The organism is Deltaproteobacteria bacterium (genome assembly GCA_016210005.1).
Classification (GTDB): domain Bacteria; phylum Desulfobacterota; class Binatia; order HRBIN30; family JACQVA1; genus JACQVA1.
This window is the reverse complement of the sequence record JACQVA010000052.1, coordinates 1-24,308: the sequence shown is the minus strand read 5'-3', so window position 1 is coordinate 24,308 and position 24,308 is coordinate 1. Positions and strand designations below refer to the sequence as shown.

Annotated in this window: 18 protein-coding genes; 7 read left to right on the top strand and 11 right to left on the bottom strand. The window is 65.5% G+C overall.

What is annotated here, in order from left to right:
• Window positions 1–167 precede the first annotated feature (167 nt).
• From HY699_05850 to HY699_05840, 3 genes are read left to right on the top strand one after another with little or no spacing between them, the layout of a single operon-like run.
• Window positions 168–3,023 (top strand): molybdopterin-dependent oxidoreductase, encoded by a 2,856-nt coding sequence (locus HY699_05850; protein MBI4515323.1) that lies wholly within the window; start codon window positions 168–170, stop codon window positions 3,021–3,023.
• Between the two features lie 16 nt (window positions 3,024–3,039).
• Window positions 3,040–5,901 carry a molybdopterin-dependent oxidoreductase gene (locus HY699_05845; GenBank protein ID MBI4515322.1) on the top strand — a complete coding sequence of 954 codons (2,862 nt, stop codon included), beginning with the start codon at window positions 3,040–3,042 and terminating at the stop codon, window positions 5,899–5,901.
• Window positions 5,894–8,761 carry a molybdopterin-dependent oxidoreductase gene (locus tag HY699_05840; GenBank protein MBI4515321.1) on the top strand — a complete coding sequence of 956 codons (2,868 nt, stop codon included), beginning with the start codon at window positions 5,894–5,896 and terminating at the stop codon, window positions 8,759–8,761. The genes HY699_05845 and HY699_05840 overlap by 8 nt, the downstream gene beginning before the upstream one ends.
• A 156-nt stretch (window positions 8,762–8,917) precedes the next feature.
• On the opposite strand, the gene HY699_05835 is transcribed toward HY699_05840, so the two are convergent.
• The 7 genes from HY699_05835 to rimO all read right to left on the bottom strand — a co-directional run bounded on the left by HY699_05835 (window position 8,918) and on the right by rimO (window position 15,800).
• Window positions 8,918–10,141 (bottom strand): acyl-CoA dehydrogenase family protein, encoded by a 1,224-nt coding sequence (locus HY699_05835; GenBank protein MBI4515320.1) that lies wholly within the window; start codon window positions 10,139–10,141, stop codon window positions 8,918–8,920.
• Window positions 10,142–10,211: 70 nt separating this feature from the next.
• Window positions 10,212–11,306: an acyl-CoA dehydrogenase family protein gene (locus HY699_05830; protein MBI4515319.1), complete on the bottom strand. Its 1,095-nt coding sequence runs from the start codon at window positions 11,304–11,306 to the stop codon at window positions 10,212–10,214.
• Between the two features lie 3 nt (window positions 11,307–11,309).
• The gene (locus HY699_05825; GenBank protein ID MBI4515318.1) at window positions 11,310–11,969 is read right to left on the bottom strand and encodes a TetR/AcrR family transcriptional regulator; all 660 of its coding nucleotides are present in this window, start codon (window positions 11,967–11,969) and stop codon (window positions 11,310–11,312) included.
• A 66-nt stretch (window positions 11,970–12,035) separates the two neighbouring features.
• Window positions 12,036–12,497: a pyridoxamine 5'-phosphate oxidase family protein gene (locus HY699_05820; GenBank protein ID MBI4515317.1), complete on the bottom strand. Its 462-nt coding sequence runs from the start codon at window positions 12,495–12,497 to the stop codon at window positions 12,036–12,038.
• Window positions 12,498–12,630: 133 nt separating this feature from the next.
• The gene (locus HY699_05815) at window positions 12,631–13,947 is read right to left on the bottom strand and encodes a DUF4147 domain-containing protein (GenBank protein MBI4515316.1); all 1,317 of its coding nucleotides are present in this window, start codon (window positions 13,945–13,947) and stop codon (window positions 12,631–12,633) included.
• A gap of 57 nt (window positions 13,948–14,004) precedes the next feature.
• Entirely contained in the window at window positions 14,005–14,430 is a 426-nt protein-coding gene (locus tag HY699_05810) for a TraR/DksA family transcriptional regulator (protein MBI4515315.1), read from the bottom strand.
• A gap of 47 nt (window positions 14,431–14,477) precedes the next feature.
• Complete coding sequence (rimO, locus tag HY699_05805) at window positions 14,478–15,800, bottom strand: 30S ribosomal protein S12 methylthiotransferase RimO (GenBank protein MBI4515314.1); 1,323 nt, start codon at window positions 15,798–15,800, stop codon at window positions 14,478–14,480.
• A gap of 181 nt (window positions 15,801–15,981) precedes the next feature.
• Between rimO and HY699_05800 the strand changes: the two genes are divergently transcribed.
• On the top strand, window positions 15,982–16,752 hold the full coding sequence (locus tag HY699_05800; GenBank protein ID MBI4515313.1) for a hypothetical protein: 771 nt from the start codon (window positions 15,982–15,984) through the stop codon (window positions 16,750–16,752).
• Window positions 16,753–16,917: 165 nt separating this feature from the next.
• A complete protein-coding gene (locus HY699_05795) occupies window positions 16,918–17,385 on the top strand; it encodes a hypothetical protein (protein MBI4515312.1) in 468 nt (155 codons plus the stop codon).
• A 371-nt stretch (window positions 17,386–17,756) separates the two neighbouring features.
• Here the strand turns inward: HY699_05795 and HY699_05790 are convergent, their stop codons facing one another.
• Window positions 17,757–18,872 (bottom strand): TIGR04053 family radical SAM/SPASM domain-containing protein, encoded by a 1,116-nt coding sequence (locus tag HY699_05790; protein MBI4515311.1) that lies wholly within the window; start codon window positions 18,870–18,872, stop codon window positions 17,757–17,759.
• A 99-nt stretch (window positions 18,873–18,971) separates the two neighbouring features.
• Here HY699_05790 and HY699_05785 point away from each other — a divergent pair, with 99 nt between their 5' ends.
• Window positions 18,972–20,597, top strand: coding sequence for an amidohydrolase family protein (locus HY699_05785; protein MBI4515310.1), 1,626 nt, complete (start codon window positions 18,972–18,974; stop codon window positions 20,595–20,597).
• Window positions 20,598–20,608: 11 nt separating this feature from the next.
• Here the strand turns inward: HY699_05785 and HY699_05780 are convergent, their stop codons facing one another.
• Complete coding sequence (locus HY699_05780; GenBank protein MBI4515309.1) at window positions 20,609–21,175, bottom strand: YqgE/AlgH family protein; 567 nt, start codon at window positions 21,173–21,175, stop codon at window positions 20,609–20,611.
• A 138-nt stretch (window positions 21,176–21,313) separates the two neighbouring features.
• On the opposite strand from HY699_05780, the gene HY699_05775 reads away from it, so the two are divergent.
• Window positions 21,314–22,267, top strand: a complete 954-nt coding sequence (locus HY699_05775; GenBank protein MBI4515308.1) for a hypothetical protein — start codon at window positions 21,314–21,316, stop codon at window positions 22,265–22,267.
• 30 nt (window positions 22,268–22,297) lie between these two features.
• Here the strand turns inward: HY699_05775 and HY699_05770 are convergent, their stop codons facing one another.
• Together HY699_05770 and HY699_05765 are read right to left on the bottom strand one after the other, a co-directional pair.
• The gene (locus tag HY699_05770; GenBank protein ID MBI4515307.1) at window positions 22,298–22,705 is read right to left on the bottom strand and encodes a Zn-ribbon domain-containing OB-fold protein; all 408 of its coding nucleotides are present in this window, start codon (window positions 22,703–22,705) and stop codon (window positions 22,298–22,300) included.
• Window positions 22,706–22,716: 11 nt separating this feature from the next.
• Window positions 22,717–23,889: a thiolase family protein gene (locus HY699_05765; GenBank protein ID MBI4515306.1), complete on the bottom strand. Its 1,173-nt coding sequence runs from the start codon at window positions 23,887–23,889 to the stop codon at window positions 22,717–22,719.
• Window positions 23,890–24,308 lie beyond the last annotated feature (419 nt).

Below are 24,308 nucleotides of genomic sequence, written 5' to 3'. Positions count from 1 at the left end.
GCTGGCGACGCTGAAGGCGGAGATGGCCAAGACCAAGGCCGGCGGCAAGTCGGAGATCCTCGACACCCTGATTGTCTACGAGTGGAAGAACCTGTTCGGCCCCTTCACCACCGACCCCGCCACGCTCGAACCACGTAAGGCATAGGCGGCAGAGGCTCGCACATCTCATGAGGCTCACTCGCCGACAGTTTCTTGAAACCGCCGGCGCCGCCGGCCTTGCGCTGTCCCTACGCCACCTGCGCTCGGGGGCAAGTAGCGTGGGTGCACAAACCACGGTACCGGCTCTGGGCAAACTGCCGGATTACCGCGGCTGGGAAGACGTCTACCGGCAGCAATGGGTGTGGGATAAGGTCGTGCGCGCGGCGCATCACGTGGTGAACTGCGCGTCGTCCTGCCCGTTCAACGTCTTCGTCAAAGACGGCATCGTCTGGCGCGAGGAACAGAACTCGGTGATGGAGGCGAACAATCCCTCCCTACCCGACTTCAATCCGCGCGGCTGCCAGAAGGGCGTGTGCACCAGCCAGCTCATGTACGCGCCGCAGCGCCTCAAGTATCCGCTCAAGCGCGCCGGCGCGCGCGGCGAGGGCAAGTGGAACCGCATCACCTGGGACGAGGCGCTGACCGAGATTGCCGACAAGATCATCGACATCAGCGCTAAAGACGGCATGGACTGCGTCGTCTACGACAGCGGTACGGCTAACGCCGGTTACTGCGCCGCCACCGCCGGCGAATCGCACTTCTTTAACGTCCTCGGCAGTACCCAGCTCGACGGCTGGGCCGCGGTCGGCGATATGCCGCTCGGCGTGATCCTCACCTGGGGCATGTTCAACGTCGACAGCACCACCGACGACTACTTGCACGCGGATCTGATTCTGCTCTGGCTCGGCAACCCCTCGTACACCCGCATCCCCGACGCGCACTTCATCTGGGAGGCGCGCTACCACGGCAGCAAGGTGGTCAGCATCGCGCCCGACTACAACGCCAGCACCATGCACTGCGATCAGTGGGTGAACCTGCGCGTGGCCACCGATGCGGCGCTCGGGCTCGGGATGGTGAACTTCCTCATCGCCGAGAGGCTCTTCAAGCCCGACTTCGTGAAAGAGCAGACCGACCTACCGCTGTTGGTGCGCGACGACACCGGGCATTTCCTCCGCCAGGCAGAGGTGAAGAAGGGCGGCAAGGACAACATCTTCTATCTGTGGGACGCGGCGAAGAATCGAATTGCCGAAGCGCCGGGCAGTGAAGGTCTCGGCCGCAGTACGACACTGAAGCTCGGCAAACTCGATCCGGCGCTCGAAGGCCGCTTCGAGGTGACGCTGGCCGATGGTCGCAAAGTGGCCGTGCGTCCGGTCTTCGAGCGGCTCAAGCAGCGGCTGCAAGACTACACGCCGGAGAAGGTGGCGAAGATCACCGGCGTCAGCGTCAACGTCATCACCGACCTCGCCCGCGACGTGGCCAAGGCGAAAGCAGTGACCGTCTTCGGCTCCTGGGGCATGATGAAGCATCACCACAGCGATCTGTTCCAACGCGCCATGCTCCTGCTGCTGGCGCTCACCGGCAACTGCGGCCGGCGTGGCACCGGCATCCGCGTCGGCGCCTGGTACATGCTGAGCGGCCTCGAAACCTTGCTCGCTCGCGAACAACCGAAGTGGTGGCAGAAGGCGCTGATGAAGGCGTTCAAACCCACCGTGCGCGAGATCATCGGGTTCACGCGCGACTACGAGCGCAAGTACATGTACATGGACATGCCCGCCTTCCTGTTCCTCTACGAACACGGCGGGTTGAAGGACGTCGTCAACAACCCCCTCTACCACGACGCCAATCCCGGCAAGCCACTGGCCGAGGCGGTCCAGGAATCCGTCGCCAAAGGCTGGCTGCCGCTGCACCCGAAGGCGGGCAAGACCCCGCGCATGTACATCCACACCCGCGTCAACCCGCTGCGGCGGTGGCCGTCGCCGCAAGTAATCGAGAAGACGCTGTGGCCCAAGCTCGATCTGATCGTCAGTGTGAATCTCAAGATGTCCGTCACCACTGCCAAGTCGGACATCGTCCTGCCGGGCTGCGGCTACTACGAGCGGCGCGGCATCAAGTACGCACAGAGCTACGTGCCGTACTACGCCGTCGGCGACAAGGCGGTCGAGCCGCTAGCTGAATCGAAGAGCGAGTGGGAGATCTTCGGACTGCTGGCGCGCAAGATCGCGGAGCGCGCGCCGGCCAAGGGCGTGTCGGTGGTCAAAGACGGCCAGGACAAGCCGCGCGACCTCACCAAGCTGTACGACGAGTGGTCGAAGAACGGGAAGTTCGCACCCGAGGACGACTTGAATTTCTACCAGGGTGTGGCCGACGGCTCGCCGGAGATGGGCGTCTCGTGGGAGGAAGCGGTCGAAAAGGGAGCCGTGCGCATCAAGGAAGTGGGGCCATTCCGCACCCACACCAACCTGTGCAGCGACTACGAGCCCGGCGATTCGATCTATCCCTGCCAGTGGTTCGTCGAGCACAAGCAGCCGTGGCCGACGCTGACCGGGCGGCAGCAGTTCTACATCGACCACGACTGGTACCTTGCCGCGCACGAGGAGCTGCCGGCGCACAAGGAGCCGCCCAAGATGGGCGGCGACTTCCCGCTGCGGCTCACCGGCGGCCACACGCGCTGGTCGATTCACTCCATCTGGCAGGATCACAACACCATGATGCGCCTGCAGCGCGGCGAGCCGTACGTCTACATCGGCGCCGCCGATGCCGCCGCCCGCGCCATCCACGACAACGATCGCGTGCGCGTCTTCAACGACGCCGGCAGCTGCGAGCTGCTCGCGAAAGTCTCACCGTCGGTGCAGCCCGGGCAGGTGATCATCTACCATGCCTGGGAGCCGTTCCAGTTCAAGAACTGGCAGGGCAATCAAGAGCCGGTGCCGTCGGCGTGGAAGGCGCTGCACATGGCCGAGTACGGCCAGCTCCACTACCGCTTCCTCTACGCCGGCCCGCACCACAACCCACGCGGCACCGCCGTCGAGCTGCAGAAGGCGTGAGGGCGGGAAGCGGGCTATGACGCTAACGCGGCGCCAGTTCCTGGAGACCGCTGGAGCCGCGTCCCTCGGCCTCTCGCTCACGCGCCTGGGCGTCAGGCCAAGCGGCGCCGCTGCCGCACACGCAGCGACTGCCGGCCCGCCCGCGTACGCGAAGTGGGAGGACGTCTATCGCCAGCGCTGGACGTGGGACAAAGTCGCCAAGGGCACGCACCACGTTAACTGCTGGTATCAACGCGGCTGTAACTGGAACGTCTACGTCAAGGACGGGCTCGTATGGCGCGAGGAACAGGTCGGGAAGTATCCCCAGACCAACGCCGCCGTGCCCGACTTCAATCCGCGCGGTTGTCAAAAGGGCGCCTGCTACAGCCAGCGCATGTACGATCCCAGCCGGGTGACGCATCCGCTCAAGCGCGTCGGCCAACGCGGCGACGACAAGTGGCAGCGCGTGAGCTGGGACGAGGCGCTCACCGATATCGCGGACCGCGTGATCGACGTCCTGCGCGCCGAAGGCCCCGGCGCCATCTACTGGGACATGGGCGGCGGCAACAGCAGCGGCGGCCACGGCGTCGGGCTCTTTCGCACCCGCAACCTGCTGGACACCATCGTCCTCGATCTCAACACCGAGGTCGGCGATCATCATCCCGGCACGGCCGTGACCTGCGGCAAGATCGACTTCGCCAGCTCGGCCGACGATTGGTTCTATTCCGACCTGATTCTCATCTGGGGCGGCAATCCCGTCTACACGCAGATTCCCAACGCGCACTTCATCATGGAGGCGCGCTACCACCGCGCCGACGTGGTCACCATCACACCGGACCTCAACGCCTCCGCGATTCACGCCGATCTGTGGGTGCCGGTGAACATCGGCACCGACGCCGCCCTTGGCCTGTCGCTGGCGCAGGTGATCGTGGCCGAAGATCTCCACGACGCCGCGTTCATCGCGGAGCAGACCGACCTGCCCCTGCTCGTGCGCAAAGACACCCGCCGATTCCTGCGCGCGAGCGACGTGGAATCGAACGGTGCCGACGACGCTTTCTACGTGTTCGACCTGACCTCCAAGCAAATCAAGGCCGCACCGAGAAAGACGCTGGCACTCGACACGATCAAGCCGGCACTGGACGGCGACTACGACGTGAAGACCCGCAGCGGGTCAGTGACCGTGACGCCGGTGTTTTCGTTGTTGCGCGAGCGGCTGGAGGAGTACGTGCCGGATAAGGCGTCGGCGATCACCGGCACGCCTGCCGATCTGATCCGCCACCTTGCCCGTCGCATCGGCAAGGCCAAGGCGGCCACGATCATGACCCAGTCGAACTTCTCCAAGTTCTACCACGGCGTCGAGATGGAGCGGGTGCAGCTGCTGGTGCTGGCGCTGTGCGGGCACTTCGGCAAGAAGGGCGCCGGCATGAACGCCTTCCCGTCGCTCACCACCGACGCCAACGAAGCCGCCGGGGTGGCGCCGGCGCTGCCGATGAAGCTGGCGCTCGCGGCCGTCGGCCTGGAGAAGGCGCCGGCCTGGCTTCACGCCAAGTGGCAGGGCCACACCAATGAGATGTTCATCTACGGCGAGACCCGCAAGGAGTACGCGAAGGGCGGGTTCCTTTCGGCGACGCTGTTCTTTCACCGCTTCGGCGCCTTGGCGCCGCTCACCGGCAGCTCGCGCCGGTGGGACCCGCACCTCAAGCGCGATCTCGACGCCCACCTGACCGAGGCGGTCGAGAAAGGTTGGCAGTTGCTGCCCACAACCGAACCGAAGATCTTCTTCGAGGTCGGCGGCAACATTCTGCGGCGCGTGCGCGGTTACGACCGGCTGATCGACGGCTTGCTTCCTCGACTCAAACTGCTTGTGACAGTCGACTCGCGCCTGAGCAACACCGCACGCTACAGCGACTACGTGCTGCCGGCGGCAGCGTGGTACGAACGCGACGACATCACCTGGGCCACGCCGCACGCACCGTTCTCACAGGCCACCACCAAAGCGGCGGAGCCGCTCAAGGAGGCCAAGGCCGATTGGGTCATCCATTGCCTGCTGATGAAGACGATCCAGCAGCGGGCGGTGGCGCGCGGGCTCACGACGTTCACCGACCGCGCGGGCAAGGTGCGGCGGCTCGATCGCGTCTACGACGATTTCACCTTCGGCCGGCGCTACACCGAAGAAGACCCCGAAGCTCTGCTCAGCGCACTGCTCGAAGTGAACAGCAACATCGGCGGCACGAGCTGGCAGACGTTGAAGCAGGACGGCTGCGCGCGCTTCACCTCCGTCGGTATGAGTCCGGTCACCATCGGCAACGCCACCGACATCAAGCCCGACGAGACCATCACCGCCAACACCTGGCACACCGAGAAAAAGATGGTGTGGCCGACGCTCACGCGGCGCATGCAGTTCTATATCGATCACGATTGGTATTTCGAGTTAGGCGAGGAGCTGCCGGTGCACAAGGACAACCCGCCGATCGGCGGCGACTATCCGTTGCAGATGACCGGCGGACACACGCGCTGGTCGATTCACGCCGCGTGGCGCGACAGCGCGCCGATGCTGCGCCTGCAACGCGGCGGCCCGGTGATGTACATGAGCCCGACCGATGCCGAAGCGCGGCACATCGCCGACGGCGAGTCGGTGCGTGTGCGCAACGACATCGGCGACTTCGAGATCCGCGCCAAAGTGTCACCGGCAGTGCGGCCGGGGCAAGTGATTGTCTACCACGCCTGGGAGCCGTTCCAGTTCGCCGGGCAGCGCTCCCACCAAGTGCTGACGTCGGCGCCAATCAATCCAATCCAGCTGGCCGGCGGCTACTACCACCTGCAGCCCACCATGGTCATCGGCGAGCCCAGCATGTGCGACCGCGGCACGCGCGTCGAAGTCGAGAGGGTACATGTCTAGCCTGAACATCACCCGCAGACAATTCCTCCGCGGCAGCGGCGCGGCGGCGTTCACGCTGTCGCTCGGCCGCTTGTCCTTTGCTGCTGCGGCCGGTGCGGCCGGCGGCGGCTTGCCGCCCGTGCCATCCTACCGCACCTGGGAAGATGTCCTTCGGAGGAAATGGACCTGGGACAAGATCGCCAAGGGGACCCACTACGTCAACTGCTGGTACCAGCGCGGCTGCAATTGGAACGTCTTCGTCAAGGACGGCCTCGTCCTGCGCGAGGAGCAGGTCGCCAGCTATACCCCGACCAACTCCGCCGTGCCCGACTTCAACCCGCGCGGCTGCCAGAAGGGCGCCTGCTACAGCCAGCGCATGTACGATCCGGACCGGCTGAAGTATCCGCTCAAGCGCGCCGGCGCGCGCGGCGAGGGCAAGTGGCAGCGCGTGAGCTGGGACGAAGCGCTCAAGGACATCGCCGGCACAATGCTCGACGTCATCAAGGAGCAGGGCCCCGGCGCCATCTACTGGGACCTGGGCACCGCGGCCACCAACGGCTGCCACGGCATCGGCCTGGTGCGCACCTCGTTCTTGCTCGACACGCCGTTCCTGGACATGAACGCGGAGATCGGCGATCACCACCCCGGCGCGGCGGCGACGTGCGGCAAGATCGGCTTCGCCAGCTCGGCCGACGATTGGTTCTACTCCGACGTGATCCTGCTGTGGGGCGGCAACCCGCTCTACACGCAGATTCCCAACGCCCACTTCTTCAACGAAGCCCGCTACCGCGGCGCGCGCGTCATCAGCATCGCGCCCGATTACAACCCATCTTCCATCCACGCCGACCTGTGGCTGCCGGTGAACATCGGCAGCGACGCCGCGCTGGGCCTCTCGATGGCACACGTCATCATCGAGGAGAAGCTCTACGACGCCGCTTTCGTCGCCGAGCAAACCGATCTGCCGCTGCTGGTGCGCAAAGACACGCGGCGCTTTCTGCGCGAGAGCGATCTCGAACCGGGCGGTGCCGACGATGTGTTCTTCTTCTACGATCTGACCTCGAAAAGCGTGCAGCCCTCTTCGAAGACCACGCTCGCGCTCGAGCCCGTGCGGCCCGCACTGGAAGGCGAGTTCAAGGTGCACACCACCGCCGGCGAGGCGACCGTTACGCCGGTATTCAGCCGGTTACGCGAGCACGTCAAGCAGTATGCGCCCGAGGCCGCCGAGCGGATCACCGGGGTCAGGCCCGACCTGCTCCGCCGCGCGGCTCGTGAGATCGCGAAGGCGAAGGCCGCGACGATCCTGACCCAGTCGAACTTCTCGAAGTTCTATCACGGGCTCGAAATGGAGCGGGTGCAGTTCCTCGTGCTCGCCCTCTGCGGCCATTTCGGCAAGAAGGGCAGCGGCATGAACGCCTTCCCGTGGCTCACCATCGACTCGGCGGAGGCGATGGGCGTGGCCCCGGCGTTGCCGCTGCAAATCGGCATGGTCGCGCTGGCGGCGGAGAACGCGCCGAAGTACCTCAAGGCGAAGTGGGACGGCGCCACCGACGAGATGTTCCTCTACGAGGAAGCCCGCGCGATGTACACCCAGGGCGGCTTCGTCTCCTCGGTGCTGTTCTTCTACCTCCACGGCGGCCTCAAGGAACTCTACGGCCACACGCGGGCGTGGGACCCGCACCTCAAACGCGAGATCGACTCGTACGTGCGTGAGGCGATCGACAAAGGCTGGCAGATCGCGCCCAAGACGCCGCCCAAGATCGTCTTCGAAGAGGGCGGCAACATCTTCCGCCGCGTGCGCGGCTATCCCCAGCTCCTCAAGCATCTGCTCCCCAAGCTCAAGCTCATGGTCACCATGGACTGGCGGATGAGCAGCACCGGTTTGCAGAGCGACTACGTGCTGCCGGCCTCCGGCTATTATGAGAAGGACGACCTGACGTGGGCGACGCCGATCTCGCCGTTTGCGCACCCGACCACCAAGGCGGTCGATCCGTTGGGCGAGTGCAAGGACGAGTGGGAGTGGCACTGTCTGCTGATGAAGACTTTGCAGGAGCAAGCCGTTGCCCGCGGGCAGACCACTTTCCGTGACCGCGCCGGCAAGGAACGCCAGCTCGACGGGATCTACGACACCTTCACCTTCGGCCAGCGCTACACCGAGCATGACGCCGACAAGTTCATGAACGACATGGTTGGCCTCGCCTCCAATCTGAAAGGCACCAACTGGGAGCAGCTCAAGGAGAAGGGCTACGCCCGTTACACCGGTATCGGCATGGGCATGCTCAACATCGGTATCGCTGCCGACATCAAGCCCGACGAGACCATCACGGCGAACACCTGGCACACCGAGCAGAAGATGGTGTGGCCGACGATGACCCGGCGGATGCAGTTCTACATCGACCACGAGCTGTACTTCGAGCTGGGGGAAGAGCTGCCGGTGCACAAGGATAACCCGCCGATCGGCGGCAACTATCCGCTGCAAATGACCGGTGGCCACACGCGCTGGTCGATCCACACCATGTGGCGGTCGGACAAGCGCATGCTGCGCCTGCAGCGTGGCGAGCCGGTGATGTACATGAGCAGCAAGGACGCCGACGGGCGCGGGATCAAAGACGGCGAGCGCGTTCGTGCCCGCAATGACATCGGTGCCTTCGAGATTCAGGCCAAGGTGTCACCGGCGGTGCGGCCCGGGCAGGTGATCGTCTACCACGCCTGGGAGCCGTTCATGTTCGCCGGCCACAAGTCACATCAAGTGGCGATCCCGAGTCCGATCAACCCGATCCAGCTCGCCGGCGGCTACTTCCACCTGCGCCCGATGCCGATCGCCAACGAGCCCGGCCAGAACGACCGCGGCACCCGGCTGGAGGTGGAGAAGATCGGCGCCTGAGGAAGTCGAAGACTACAACGGATTAAAAGTCGAAGACTACAACGGATTAAACGGATCGGCGGATCGGAGAATGGAAGAGCGCCGGGTTTAGTTGAGGAATTCGCGGTTCGTTCGAATCCGTTCAATCCGTTTAATCCGTTGTAACCAGTCCGGCTGCTAACTCAGCTCTTTGCTCGAATAGTCGAGAATGCGCCGGGCGATGATGAGCAGGTTGATCTGCTGCGTCCCCTCGAAGATGTCGTTGATCTTGGCGTCGCGCATCCATTTCTCCAGCAGGAGCTTGCGCGAGTAGCCCAGCGGGCCGAGGATCTCGACGGCCTTTTGCGTCACCTGCGTGACCGCCAAGCCCGCCTTGGCTTTGCACATCGAGGCTTCGAGGTTGTTGCGCATGCCCTGGTCCATCATCCAACAGGCGCGCCAGGTGAGTAGGCGAGCCGCCTGTAGGTTGGCTTCCATGTCCATGAAATCGCGCTCGACCGCGGTGAGCTTGTGTGGCGGCGCGCCGTAGCGGATGGTGACGCCGGCCTTCGCCAACTCCTCGCGGGTGAGGTCGAGCGCGGCCCGGCCGATCCCGAGGGCGCTGGCGGCTACGATCGGGCGGGTGGAGTCGAAAGTGGCCATCACGCCCTTGAAGCCCTCGGTGGTCTTCTTCACTTCGGCTGTGCCGAGAAGGTTGTCGAGCGGGATGCGGCAATCCTCCAGCACGATCGTAGCGGTGTCCGAAGCACGGATCCCGTGCTTCTTCTCCAAGCCCGTTACCGTCATGCCCGGGGTGTGGTGCTCGACCACGAAGGCCTTGATGCCGGCGCGCCCGGCGGACTTATCGACCGTGGCCCAGACCACGACGAAGCCGTCCGATTTCTCCACCGCCATCCAGCCGCTGGTAACGAAGATCTTGGTGCCGTTGAGCACCCAGTGATCACCGTCGCGCACGGCGGTGGTGCTGACAGCGGCGGAGTCGGAGCCGCAACCCGGCTCGGTGATCGCCATCGCGCCCCACTTCGGTTCACCGTCGCGAAAGCGCGCCAGGAAGCGCTCCTTCTGCTCGGGCGTACCGGCGGCCGCCACTGCCGCGCCGCCGAGGCCGGGGTTCGGGATGCTGAGGTAGAGTCCGGCGTCGCCCCAGGACAGCTCTTCGATCGTTACCGCCGACATCAGACTGCGAGTGGAGGGCGCGTCTTTCTTCGCGGCCTTGCCGTCACCGCCGATGTTGACCGGGCTCGCCTTCGAGGCGTTCCACATCAGCTCGAGGAACTCGCTGGGCTTTTCGTGCTCGCGCTCGTCGTACTCGCGCGAGATCGGCCGCATGGCTTGCTCGGCGAGCATGTGGATCATGTCGCGGCTGCGGGTGATATCTGCAGGAAGTTCGAAGTCGATCATGGAAGCCTCCGTTGTACAGTTACCTCTGTCGAACCTGGTCTCTAACTCTTGCTGCCGGCCGTGCGGCCGGTCAGATCATCACCAAACCTTCAAAGGTGGCAAAGCCGCGGCCGTTGCGCAGGTAGCGCTCCACCGGGTGCTCGCGGATGTAGCCGTGACCGCCGAGCACCTGAACCGCGTTATCGGTGACCTTGAGCACCATGTTGGCGGCGTACTGCTTGGCCAGCACGGCCTCGCGGGTAGCCGCTTCGCCGCGGTCGATCTTCCACGCGGCCTCCCAGGTGAGCAGGCGCGTGGCATCGATCTCGGTTGCCATCTCCGCCAGCATGAAGGCAATGGCTTGCTTTTGCCCGATGGCGACACCGAACGCCTTGCGCTCCTTGGCGTAATCGCGGGCGTACTCGAAAGCCGCCCGGGCGACGCCGACGGCGAGTGCCGCCAGGCCGACGCGGGAGCGATTCATGAGCGCGGCAAAGTCGCAGCCCTTATCGCCGCCGAGCCGGCCGGCGGCGGGAACCGTGCAGCGATCGAGGTCGATCTCATCGGTCTCAAGCGCTCGCAGCCCCATGTTCTTTTCCCGCTCGATGCGGCTGATGCCGGCCGCCCCCTTGTTGACGATGAAGCCGCCCGCGCCGCCTTCGATGCCGGCGTACACCAGCGTCTGCTCGGCACTGCCGCCGATGGGGACCAAGCACTTGCTGCCGCTGAGCACGTAGCTGCCGTTGCTGCGTTGGGCGGTGGTGCTGAGCTCGTTGAGGTCGAAGCCGAAGCGCGGCTCGATCACCGCCGCGGTGGCGGCACGAAAGCTGTTGCCGGTGAAGGCGGGAAGAATCTGTTCTTGTTGCTCGGCCGTGCCCGCCAAGACCACCGGGTAGATGAGCAGGCGAGGGGCCAACAGGTGCAGGGCAATGGACAGATCCCCCCAGGCCAGTTCCTCACAGACGAGCGCACCTGTCATTGCTGAAATGGGCTCGCCGACTCCGCCGAAAGCCTCCGGAATGGCGCTGGTGGCTAGTCCCAATTCCCAGCCCTGCTGGACTAAGCCATCGGGAATCGCGCCGCCTTCATCGGCCTCGTGCGCCGCCGGCCGAATCTGCTCCTGGGCGAAACTTGCGACCGTCTCGCGAATCAGTTGTTGCTCCTCACCCGGTTGGAAACTCACCATGGTTCAACTCCTTCTTGCTCGCGCCGTCGGCTGCGAGCGGCGGTGATTACTTTGCTGCAAGCCGGCGCTCAGCCAGCCGAGATACTGTGCCAGGAAAGCGTCGAGGGTAGCGTTCAGCGAGATCGCCGTCGGGTCTTGATAGTACTGGATCTCGGCGCCCATCACCGCGCCGGCATAGACCTCGGCGGCGGTATGCGAATCAACATCGGCGCGAAACTCGCCGCTGCGCTGCCCGCTCTCCACTGCCAGCCTCAGAAACTCGCGGAAGCGCTGCATCATGGCGCGAAACTCCGCCGACAGCGGCGCATTGGTGTCGAGCGCCTCCACCATCAACGTGATGATCATGCGGCGGTGATTGCTCTTGGTGGCGTGTTCGAGACAGACATCGGCCACCCGGCGCAACTGCTGCGCGGCGCTGCTGACCGGGCGGACTTCCTCGACGACCCGGTGCTCCCACTGGCCCACCCGGCTCTTGACGGCTTCGGAGAGCAAGTCGGCCTTGTCCTTGAAATGGTAATAGAGCGCGCCCTTGGTGACGCCGGCTTCGCGCGCGATCCGATCGATCGAGGTGGCCTGGTAGCCGTAACGGGCAAAACAGTCGATGGCGACGTTGAGCAACTCACGCCGTGAATCCTGGCCGCGACTGGAGGTCGTCAGCTCCATACTGAACGTTCAGTATGCGGATTTGACGCCCTGAGTCAACCGGGTTCTGAGCCCGGCCCGCTGGCGCTAGCCGTTGCCAGGAGCGGCCAGAGCGACCTTCACCACTACCGTCTTGCCGGCACTGACGCGGGTGGCGCGCGGGCGGAAGAGGCCGAGCCAGGCCAGCCAGTACTTGTTGGAATACTCGCCCCCGAGGCGCTCGACCAGCTGCAGGTCGGTTATGATCTCCGGCTTGCCGCTCAAGAATGGCCCGTCCTTTCCCTCGACGGAAACGAACACCGGGCTGCCTTTGCGGATACGCTTGGCTTTGTGGCTGGTGGGGCTGGTCGAGAAGTACAGGGAGGTGCCATCCCACCAAAACCAAATCGGCGCAGCCTGGCTGCGCGAGCCATCGGCACGGCTGGTGGCGACCCAAATCTGCTTCTGCGTCGCCAGGGCGCGCTCGACCTCCGCGGGCAGCGCACTCGCGCCCGCCGCGATGACCGCCAATAGCAGCCCGACACAGGATAAGACCATCGTTGTCCGCATCCTCGCTCCTTCGCAGGCCCACGCCTACGACACCTCGCCCGGCCAAGCAAGGCGGCGGCGGCCAGATGCAATCGGTGAGTTGCCGCACGCCCCAGACGCCTTCATGCGAGGTGGCGTGCTCTGGGCCAAGTACTCAACCGGCCAACGCGATCTTAATGTCCATGACATTGGTACCGGTTGCTCCAGGCTGAAAGAGGTCCCCGAGGGCATTGAAGAAGCGGTAGCTATCATGAGCGGCAAGCGCCGCGGCTGCGTCCAGGCCGCAATGGCGCGCTCGCGCTAGCGTGGTGCCGTCGGCGAAGGCTCCCGCGGCGTCGGTCGGGCCGTCGATGCCATCGCTTCCGGCGCTCAGAACGGCGAGGTCTTGGCCGGCGATTGCCGCGGCACAGACGAGGGCGAATTCCTGGTTGCGGCCGCCCTGGCCTGGGCTCGCTCCGAGCCGGACGGTGGTCTCGCCGCCCGCCAGCAGGCAAAGCGGTCCCTTCCTTGCCTGACTCTCCCGGCGCACCCAGTCGGCGTAGGTACGCGCCGACGCGGTAGTGTCCCCCGACAACGGCGCGGCGGCAGTTAGCGTCTGGTAGCCGGCGTCACGGGCAGCGGCGGCCGCGGCCGCTAGCGCTATCCGGTTTGAGCCGATCACCACATTGGTCACCCCGTCAAGCTCGGCGCTGTCCGGCTTGAGCGTCTCCGGCAGCTCACCGCGCTCGCCGGCCTGGAGCACGGTGCGCACCGATGCCGGCAGACTTTGAAGGATGCGGTAGCGCCGCAGAATGCCGAGCGCATCCGCAAAAGTCGTCGGGTCAGCAGCGGTCGGCCCCGATCCGATGGTGGCGGGATCATCGCCAATGACGTCGGAAAGCAGCAGCGCCACTAGCGGCCGGCCGCGCGCCAGCCGCACCAGTCCGCCCCCCTTCACTAAAGACAAGTGCTTGCGCACGGTATTGAACTCGCGGATATCGGCCCCGCAAGCCAGCAACGCGGCGGTGGTGGCGATCTTGTCTCTCAGGGTAACCGGCGCTGTCGGCTGCACCAGCAGGCTCGACGCTCCGCCGCTGATGAGCGCGAGCACGGCTGCCCGCGGCTGGGCGGCAAGGGCGTCGATCAGGGCGCGGGTGGCAGACTCGCCGTCGGTATCCGGCAGTGGGTGGCCGCTTTCGCGGCAAGTTATACCGGCAATGCCAGCGCCGCTTCCGTGCGGAGACACGATCACACCGCCAGCCAGCTCGGCACCGAGTGTGGCCGCTGCCGCTTGCGCCATTCGTGCCGCGGCTTTGCCGGCGCCGGCGATCAGGGTTGGCCCGCTCCACTGCGCGCCGGTGCCGGTGACGCTCAGCCTCTGCCCGTCACGTCGCAGCCGCAGGGCAACCAGCGCCGCCGGATCCACCGCTCGTACTGCGGTGGCGAAGAGGGCAGCCAAGGACTCTCGCTGATTGGCGATCGTAGATGACATATCGCCCGCGATCCGAAGCGCCATTAGGGCGACAGGCGCTGCGGGCGTTGAGCCGTGCTACGTGTTGTCTTCGTCGACGTCGGTAGCGCCCAGTTTGCGATACGCGCGTTCGTCCTCAAAGCGGCGGGACTGTTTGAGTTCTTTCTCGCGGTCGGACTGACAGCTGACACACAAGCGGGTAAAGGGCATAGCTTCGAGGCGGGCCGGGGCAATCTCGCTCTCGCAGCTGTCGCAGATGCCGTAGCTGGAGCCTTCGATTCGTTCCAGCGCCTCTTGGATTGCCTGCAGCTTCTCGCGCTCGCGATCACTCAGAATGAAGCTGATCTCACGATCGCGTTCCTCGCTAGCCAGGTCGTAGGTGTCCATGCCGTCGTTCTTGGTGCCTTCACGACCTTCTTTGAGGTCGTTGTCGATCTCGCGCAACACCTGCCGCCGCATCTCCAGCAGTCGTTCGCGCGCACTTTTCAATAGTGCTTTGCGCATGTGGCCCTCTCAAGGGGGGCGGAATTTAGAGGCAATCCGCCCCGCTGTCAACCGGGTATCACCTCTCCCTCGAGATCATAAGTCGTGGAGTCGCGGATCAGGGCGGGCACAATCGCCCCGGGCGACTCGGGCTGGCTCAGATACAGCACGCCGTCGATGTCAGGTGCTTGGCCACGGGTGCGGCCGTACCAGCGTCCGTTTCCGTCCTGGCCGCAGACCAATACCGGTTCGATGCCGCCGACCCGGGCTCGATTCAGTTCCGCCGCCACGCCGGCCTGCAGTGTCATCAGGCGGTGGTAGCGCCGCTGCTTGAGTCGGGCAGGGACTTGCTCCGCCATGTCGGCCGCCGCGGTTCCCTCTTCGCGGGAGTAGCGGAACACGCCCACGTGATCGAAACGGCTCTCCCGCACGAATGCCAGCAACTCGGCGAAATCATCATCGCTCTCGCCCGGGAAGCCGACGATGAACGCGGTCCTCAACGTTACGCCCGGCACCCGTGCACGCATGTGACCCACCAGCTGCCTGAGCGCGCTCCCACTGCGTTCGCGGCGCATCGCGGCGAGCACGCGGTCACTGATGTGCTGCAAGGGCAGGTCAATGTAGCGACACACCTTCGGTTCGCCGGCGATGGTGTCGAGCAGCTCATCGTTAACGTAGCGCGGGTAGGTGTACAGCAAGCGCACCCACTGGATACCGTCGATCCGTGCCAGACGGCGCAGCAAGCTGCTCAGTGACGAGTCGTCGCCCCGATCCCTGCCGTACGCCGTCAGGTCTTGCGCGATCAAGTTCAACTCGACCACGCCGTCGTTGGCCAACGCCTCGGCTTCAGCGATTACCGCATCGAACGGCCTGCTCTCGTGACGGCCGCGAATCTGCGGAATGATGCAAAAGCTGCAACGATGATCACAGCCCTCTGAAATCTTGAGGTAGGCGCTGAAAAAATGGCCCGAACGCGCCCGCGGCACCTCCGCAGCTGGCAGCAAATGGGCCGCATGCCGGTAGGCGCTGAGGTCAACGGGGCCGCCGTCGAGTAGTTCCGGCAAGCGGGTGAAGTCGCCCGTGCCCAAGAAGCCATCGACCTCGGGCAGCGACTGTTGCAGTTCCGCGCCGTAGCGCTGCACCAAGCAGCCGGTGACGATCAAGCGCTTGCCCGGGCTGCCCTGCTTGAGCCCGGCCAGTTCGAGAATGGCCTCGATGGATTCCTTTTTGGCCTCACCAATGAAGCCGCAGGTGTTCACCACCAGCACGTCAGCCTCAGCCGGATCGAGGACGATCTCGGCCCCGGCCTGCGCTGCCAAACCGAGCATGTGCTCGCTGTCCACCTGGTTCTTGGGGCAGCCCAGGCTCTGTAGGTACACCCGCCGAGTCATGTGAAGGCTCGTATGTTAGTGCGTGGGTGGTGGCGAGGCAATCCCGCGCAACCCGCAGACAACCCGCAGACCAGGGCTCGCGTCCGTCTTGAACGCCGGGCGATCAGGGCAAAGCTGCAGAGTCGGCAGAGTCAGGATTGTGCATTCCCGTGAGCGGCAGTTGCCGATATACTGTTGTGCCATGCGCCTCGCGGTGATCTTGCTGCTTTTGGTTTCTGCCGGTTGCAGCACGGCCTGGCAACGGCACGGCCGCGCATTCCAGGAGGCCCAAGCCGATGGCAAGCTGGACGAGGCGCTGCGTGAACAGCAGTGGCTCATTGACCACGCCTTCAGCGACGCCCCGGCAGCAGAGCGGGGAAAACGCGCTGAGGCCGAGCGCTATTTGAATCTTGCCGCTCTCACCGCCCAAGCGGGCAACGGCAACGACGCGATTGAGGCCTTACGGCTTGCCTTGCAGACTGACCCCACTCACCATGAGGCGGTCTTGCGGCAGCTGGAACAGTTACCGTTGCCGCCGCGGGAGCGCCGGCGTGTCACGGCCGAGTTTCGCTGGAATCTGTTGGCCTTGCTGCCAGGAGTCGTGGTCCCCGACGATAGCTTGCTGCCATGCTGGCCGTACCGCGTCCGCCAAGTTCAGGTGCACCGCATCGAGGTGCGTCAAGGCGTGGGCGGAGGGGAACGAATCATCACCTACGATGGGCGCTCGTGGGTATACGACCCCGAGGCGGACTCCTGGCATCCCGATGGCGGTTGGGTCGCCGACCTCGGGGCCGAGACCGAGCGGGTGCTGGGTCCTACGCGCCCGCGCTATCGCGCCATCGTCGCGGCCGACGGCGGTTTCTTCGCCGAGGGGCCGATTCCGCCGTGTCACCACAGCCGGTGGAGTGGTCCGTTCGACGCCGAGCGCAACGGCCTCTTCGTTACGCCGCGACTGCCCGAGGCGACTCCCTGAGAACAAAATCGGCCGCGCCGAATTTTTCCATTGCGAGTGCAAAAAGCCGCCGCTATAGTCCAAAGCACCGGCGCTGATCCCCTGGCGTAGGGTTGCGGAAAATCTGTTGTCGGGATGTCGGGAAACCTGGGCGTAGGCCGAGGTTTTTGCGTGCGACCGGTTTGCATGAATCGACAGTACAAGCATCAACTGGCACGCGCGGCCACCGCCACTCGGCTGCGCCGAATGGGCATGGACGTGAGCGAGGTGTCACGCACCGCGGGCTACGACCTGCTGGTCAACAGCGCCGTTCGGGTCGCGTTGCGCATCGCCTATCCCGGCCGTTACGCCCATACGGTGACCGTCGGCGGCAAGCGTTACGCTTACGATTACAAGAGCTGGAACTTCAACTTCCACCGTCACGGGCACTTCGACAAGCGCTACTGCGACGTCTTCGTCTGCATCGCCAAGCGCCGGCGGGCGGCGGACGAGATCTTCGTGATTCCGTCCGCGGAAATCTCGGGGCCGACCTTCAGCCTGCACGGTGCCGGCAAGCCCTACCGCGGCCGCTACGCGCCCTATCGCAACCGCTGGAGTGTGATCGGTCACGTCAAGCCCGCGCTCGCCGCCGAAGCCCAGCACCAGGTGGCGTAAGCGCAGCAGGGTGGCGAGCCGGGCGCTTCATCCCCGGTTGGGCTTCAACGCGCGCTCTGCGCTCAGCCGACACGCCGGCGGTGGCGACAGCACATGACACCGGTCGCCCAGCCGCAAGCGCATTTGCATCGTGCTGGCGGCGACCCCGCGGTGTTCATCTGCTTCCCGCTCGCCGTAACCCGCCAGAAAGCCGCAGTGGAGCCCATCACCACCTGACTCCAGCCCCCCAAGTGATGTGAGGGCAGGTAGCCAGGCCCGAAAAGAGGAGAGTGCTCGGCTACGCCTTCCGCAGCCGCGAAGATGTCAGCCAAGCGCCTCTTGCGGGCAGAGTGAGCGCCTCCGGACAGAAGGGAATCGAGTTATGAACGCTCTCAGGAAGGAGACGGCTGCGCGGCGGCGGGCTCGTAGGCGCACCACGGGTCGGTGGCCAGGTAGTTGCCGGTCAGGGCATAAGCGCGCGAACGCGAGCCGCCGCAAATGGTGCGATATTCACAGCGCCCGCAACGGCCGAGTAGCAGGTCGGGAGCACGCAGCGTGCGAAACAACGGGGAGTCGCGATAGATCGCCGCCAGCGGTTGCGCCCGTACGTTGCCGGCGCACACCGGCAAGAACCCGCTCGGAAACACGTCACCGGTGTGCGACACGAAGGCGAAGCCATTGCCGGCGTTTACCCCCCGCGGCGCCAACCCCACCGTGTGCCCGGGTCCTTCCGAGCGCTGTAGCAGCTGCGGTAACGCCGCCCCGGGTGCCTGCCCCGGCTGGGCCGCCTCGCGTTGCGCGACGTAGCGCCGGTAGTGCGGCGCTTCGGTGATCTTCACCACAAAATGTGATTGCTTCTGGACCCGGTAGAGAATCTCGAACAACTCCTCGCACTGCTCCGGCGTCAAGCCGCCGAGGGCCTCGCCGCGCCCGACCGGCACCAGGAAGAATACCTCCCAGAACACGATCCCGAGCCGCTCCACCAAAGCGGCCATCTCGGCGAGGAACGGCGCCGAATGGCCGCACAACGTGCTGTTGATCTGCAGCGGCAACTGGTGGCGGTGCGCCCACTCGATGGCCGCCATGGTTCGGGCGAATGCTCCGGGAACACCGCGAAAGGCATCGTGCTGCTCCGCGCTCGGGAAGTCGAGACTCACCGCCATCTGATCCAGGTCGGTCTCCTTCAGTTGGCGGACGATGTCTTCGGTCAGCGCCTCGGTGGCCGCCGGGATCGTCCCCATGCGCAGGCCGAGCTGCTTGCCGCGCCGGATCAGCCGGTAGAGATCCGGCCGCTTGAGCGGATCGCCCCCGCTGAGGATGAACACCGGCGTTCCCATTTCGGCAGTCTCGGCCAGCAATCGTTCGCCTTCTTCGGTCGTCAACTCGCCGGCGTGCCGGGCCGGCTGCGCCGAGGCGCGGCAGTGGCGGCAGGCTAGGTCACACGCCTGCGTGGTTTCCCAAATCACCAGGAACGGGGCGACGGCGAAATCGACTGCGCGCGGGTGCATGCGCTGACCGTACCGCCCTGGCATCGAGGAAGCAACGCCCGCAACCACCAGCAGGCGGCGACGTTGCCGCGGCGGCGGCTTCGTGCGATGGTCGGCGCCATGGACTATGAGCTGATCCTCAAGGACGGAAGCGTGCTCGACGGCACCGGCGCGAACGCAGTCCCCGCGTCGGTAGCGGTGGCGGGCGGGCGTATAGCCGCGATCGGCGATCTCGGCGGCGCGAGTGCGCGCGCGACGATTGACTGCGCCGGCAAGGTTATCGCCCCGGGCTTCATCGACATGCACTCGCACAGCGACTGGGTGGTACCGCTGGCCAATCACGGCGAGGTGCTGGCGCCGCTGCTGGAACAAGGTGTGACGACAATAGTCGGCGGCAACTGCGGCTTCTCCCCGGCCCCTATTCTAGCGGGCAATCGCACGCTCGTGCCGCTGCTCGGCCGGATGCTGCACGACGACGACCTTGATTATGCCTGGACCAGTGTCGGCGATTTTCTAGCGCTGCTCGAACGGCAGGGCCTGGCGCTCAATGTCGCCGAACTTGTCGGCCACGGCACCCTGCGCGCGGCGGTCAAGCAGTTCGACGGCTCGCCGGCCACCGCCGCCGAGGTGGCGGTAATGGCCGATCTCGCGCGCGCGGCGCTCGACGAGGGCGCCATCGGCCTGTCGACCGGGCTCGGTTACGCCCCGGGGGTGTTCGCCGATCAAGACGAGTTGCTCGGCGTCACCGCGCCCTTGCGCGAGCGCCGCGGGGTCTACACCTCGCACGGCCGCAGCTACATCGCTCTCGGCAACTTCGATGATTCCGCGCAAGTACCATCGAATCTGCGCTCGGTGGATGAGACCGCGGCGGTGTTTCGCGCCCACGGTGTACCGGTGCAGCATTCGCATCTCATCTTCGTCGGCGACACCACTTGGCCGACCACCGACCCGGTGCTCGAACACCTGAACCGCCTGGTTGATCAAGGCGTGGACATCGCCTGGGATGCTTTCCCGTATGTCGGCGGCAACACCACGCTGGTGGTCTTCATGCCGCCGTGGACGCTCAACAACCTCGAACAATCGGTAACCAACCCGGAGCAGCGCCAGCGGGTCGCCGGCACCCTCAACTGGGTGCTGCCCCATCTTGGTATGCGCTGGGAAGACACCCAGATTCTGTGGGTGCCGAAACCGGAGCTGGCGCGCTACCAAGGCATGACGATCGCCGACATCGCCCGCGAGCGCGGCACCGACGCCACCGAAACCTATCTCGACCTCGTCGGCGAGCTGGGCAGCCAGACGCGCATCTTGAACTGGAACTACAGCGGGCGCGGCGAGGAGGAAACCAGCCTGCGCAAAGTGTTGCAGCACGCCCGCACCTGCTTCGAGACCGACACCATCCTCACCGGCAACGGCTTCGACAACCCGGCCTCGTATGGGACCTTCCCGCGCATCCTCGGCCGTTACGTGCGCGAACTGCGGCTGCTGTCGCTGCCGGAGGCGGTGCGCCGTATGACCGGTTTGTCGGCTGACCGCATGGGCCTGCGCGACCGCGGCCGTATCGCTAGGGGCTTGGCCGCGGACCTGGTCGTCTTTGATCCGGAAACCGTTGGCGACAACACCACCCGCAGCGCGCCGGATCGCCGGCCCTCAGGAATCACGGCGGTGGTGCTCAACGGCGCGGTGGTGGTTCGCGACGGCGTATTTGATCGGGACTCGCGGGCCGGGCAGGTATTGCGCCGCGGCTGAACGAGGCCGGCTCAGTGTACGCCCGGGCTCATCTGCAACGCGATCGGGTCCACCCCGAGGCGGCGGATCGCGGCTTCCCACATCGCTTCGGCCGCAGTGTCGAAAACGATGTCGAGATCGACGTCGGCGGTCAGCCAGGCGGATTGCAGCAGTTCGTTGTCGAGCTGGCCCGGACCCCAGCCGGCATAGCCGACCAGGAATCGCGTGCGTTGCGGCGTGGGGTTTTCCAGCAGCTGGCGCAGGAGAGCCGGCGAGGCCGACAAGTAGACCCCGTCCGTCACCCGCACGGCATCGGTGTTGGCGGGCGCCTGTGCCAGCAGGATCCAGCCACGCTGGGGCTCGACCGGTCCGCCCACCCAGATCTGCTGGTCATTGCGCTGGTGCACCGGCGGATCGAGCTGCACCACCTCGCCCGCCAGTGCTCCGGTGGGCCGGTTGAGCACCAGGCCGAACGCCCCCTCGCGGTTGTGCTCGCACAGCAGCACCACCGTGCGCTTGAAGTTGGGATCGATCAGCTGCGGCATCGACAGCAAGAGCGTCGGTGCCAGCCCGGCGGCCTGCGGAGCGGTGTCGGTCATGGAACTATGATAAAGCGCCCGGGCGGCGATTGCTACACCCCTTGTGAGTCAATGGACGCCGGTCGAATCGACTTGCCCGGGCAGGCGTGTGAACCGTGTCGCCAGGGCGTCGCGCCCCCCCGAGCAGGAGCGGACTAGATGCCCAACCTACGCCGCGAGCACTACTGCGGCTGGCCCGACTCGTACATTCTCGGTAACGCGGCCGTGGAACTGGTAGTTACCAGCGCGATCGGCCCGCGCATCGTTGATTTCCATCGGCGGGGCGGCGCGAACGTTTTTTACCTGCGCCCGTCCGAGACCGGCAGCACCGGCGAGTCGAACTGGGTATTGCGCGGTGGCTGGCGACTGTGGATCGCACCCGAAGACGCTGCCACGACCTACGCCCCCGACAACCAACCTTGCACCGCTGAGGTCATCGGGCCCGCCACGGTGCGGGTAACCGGCCCGCCACAGCCGCGCGCCGGCATTCAGAAGAGCCTCGAGGTCTCGCTCATTGCCGAGCAGCCGCGTGCGCGAGTGGTCTCGCGCATCCAGAACATCAGCGCTCACGACATTACTTGCGCGGCGTGGAGCCTCTCGGTCATGCGACCGGGCGGGCGCGCTCTGGTGCCGTTTGATGTCGGCAACCCGGCGGCGTTCTCTGACACCCGCCACCTGATTCTGTGGAGCTACACCAAGCTGGCCGATCGCCGCTATCAGTTCGGCGATCGCTTGATGCAGGTCGATCAGTCCGAAGTACTGCCGGCTGCGGCTGGAGCCGGCCGCCGGCGCGCCGACGAGAGCAAGGTCGGCGTCGACACCAAGCAGGGCTGGGCGGCCTATCTGCACGGTGACAGTCTGTACCTCAAGCGCTTCTCGCACGATCCGCGCGCCACCTACCCCGACGGCGGTGCCACCGTCGAGATTTATTCGGCGGCCGAGTTCATCGAGGTCGAGAACCTCGGCCCGCTGCTTACACTCAAGCCCGGCGAGGCGATCATCGCGCCGGAGGAATGGTGGTTATTCGAGGGCGTAACCGTCGCGGGCGACGAGGCCGGTGCGCTACGCGACCTGGAGCCGTGGCTGCAAGCGGCAGCGCCGGTGGCGAGCTAGGCGGCCCGCGTTCCGCGTCAGAACATTCGGTTATGCTGGCGCGAACTTCGGCAGCGTGACCTCGTCGGTGAGGTCTTCAAACACCACCCGCACCGGCATGCCGATGCGGATGTCGTGCGGTTTCACACCTACGAGACTCGAGGTCATCTTGGCGCCTTCCTTCAGCTTCACCGCCACCACGGCGTAGGGCACCTCGGCGGCGAACCCGGGGTGGTAGACCTGGTGCATGACGTTGAAGCTGAAGATCTCGCCGGTGCCGGACACCGCCACCCACTCGGCCTCGCGCGACCAGCAGTTAGAGCACAGCTCACGTGCCGGAAAGCGATGGGTACCGCAGCCGCAACAGCGCTGCACCACCAACTGGTGGCGCTTGGCGGCGGCAAAGAACGGCCGCATCTCCGGGGTGATTGCCGGAACCGGTTTGCCGTACTCTGCCATGTTCACCTCCCTCAAGGCGCGCCTGCTAGCACTAGCGTCGAGTGGGTCGACAGAATGCCGCCGTTCCCGCTCACGAGCGCGACACCGGCTCCCGGCACCTGCCGCGCTCCGCCGTCGCCGCGGAGTTGAATCACGGCCTCGGAGACCGGCGTCATGCCCCACATGTAGAACGACGAAAGCTGCCCGCCGCCGGTGTTCACCGGCAGTGAGCCCCCGGGGGCGATCTTACCGTCGGCTACGAACGGGCCGCCTTCGCCCTTCTTACAAAAGCCGTAATCCTCCAGGCACACCAGCACGGTGAAGGTGTAACAGTCGTAGAGCTCGACGACGTCGATATCGGACAGCGCGATGCCGGCCATGGTGAAGGCGGTCGCCTTCGCCAGCACCGCCCCGGAGGCGAGGGTTTCACCCGGATCACCGCCGGGGTGTCCTTGGCCCATACCGCGGATGTACACTGGCGGTTTCTTCAGATCACGAGCACGCTCGGCCGCGGTCACGATCACGGCCAAGCCCCCGTTGGATACCAGGCAGCAGTCGAACAAATGAAACGGTTCCACCACCCAGCGCGAGCGGCGGTAGTCCTCGATGGTCATCGGGGTGTCGTAGAACTGCGCCTGCGGATTCTTGTTGGCCCACTGCCGTTGCGCCACGGCGATAGCGCCGAGGTGATCGTTGGTGGTGCCGTAGAGGTGCATATGGCGCTGCGCCACCAACGCGTACAGCGCGTTGACGCCGAATTGGCCATAGGCGGCGTCGAGCCCGCGGGCAAAGCCGTAGGCGCCCGCCGAGCCGCCGCCGTCCTTCTTCTCCGCCTTGGTTGCCGGCGGTTTGAGGGGCGCGTCGGAGAAGACGCAGGCCACGGTGGTGCAAACCCCGGCCGCGATCGCCTGCGCCGCGTGCTGGATCATGGCAGCGGCGGAGGCACCGCCGGCGTTCATGACCGACGATAGCCGCAGGTCGCGCAAACCCATCGCCTGCTGCAGCTGAAACGATCCCATTGCCGCCTCGCCCCAGCTCAGGCCGGGATTGAGCAGCAGGCCATCGAGGTCCTCCCGCCGCAGGCCGGCATCTGCGAGCGCCAGGCGAACCGCTTCGACGGCGAAGCCGACGTGATTGTAGTCGTAAACCTTGCCTTGCTTGGTGATGCCGAGGCCGGCAATGGCGGTCTGGCTCCTCAGATTCATCCGTAGTGCTCCGTCGCCCAAGTCTGCTCAGCGCGGCAGCGAGGGACTTCCGGCGCATACAGCATAGCGGCGCAGAAATCGAGCATGGCCTTGGTGCTCTCTTGGCGCGGGTGTGCGACAAATCTGTGGGTAACGTGCAGCCGACCGGGCAAATCCTCACCAGTCTGACAGTACTGTGTACTGTCAGGCCGAGGCCCATGGCCGAAAGGGACGCAATTTGTCCTTCCCGCGAAAGCGGGAATCCACGGCACCGGCTCGCTACCACCCACCAGCGCTACACGATCTCGTCATAGAGGTCTCGCCAGTCCGGGTTCTGAGCTTCGATCAGCTCGATCTTCCACTGGCCAGGATGTAAACGCAGAACTGCTTGTCCATAGCGCCAAACGCCAAACTGGATTCCCGCTTTCGCGGGAATGACG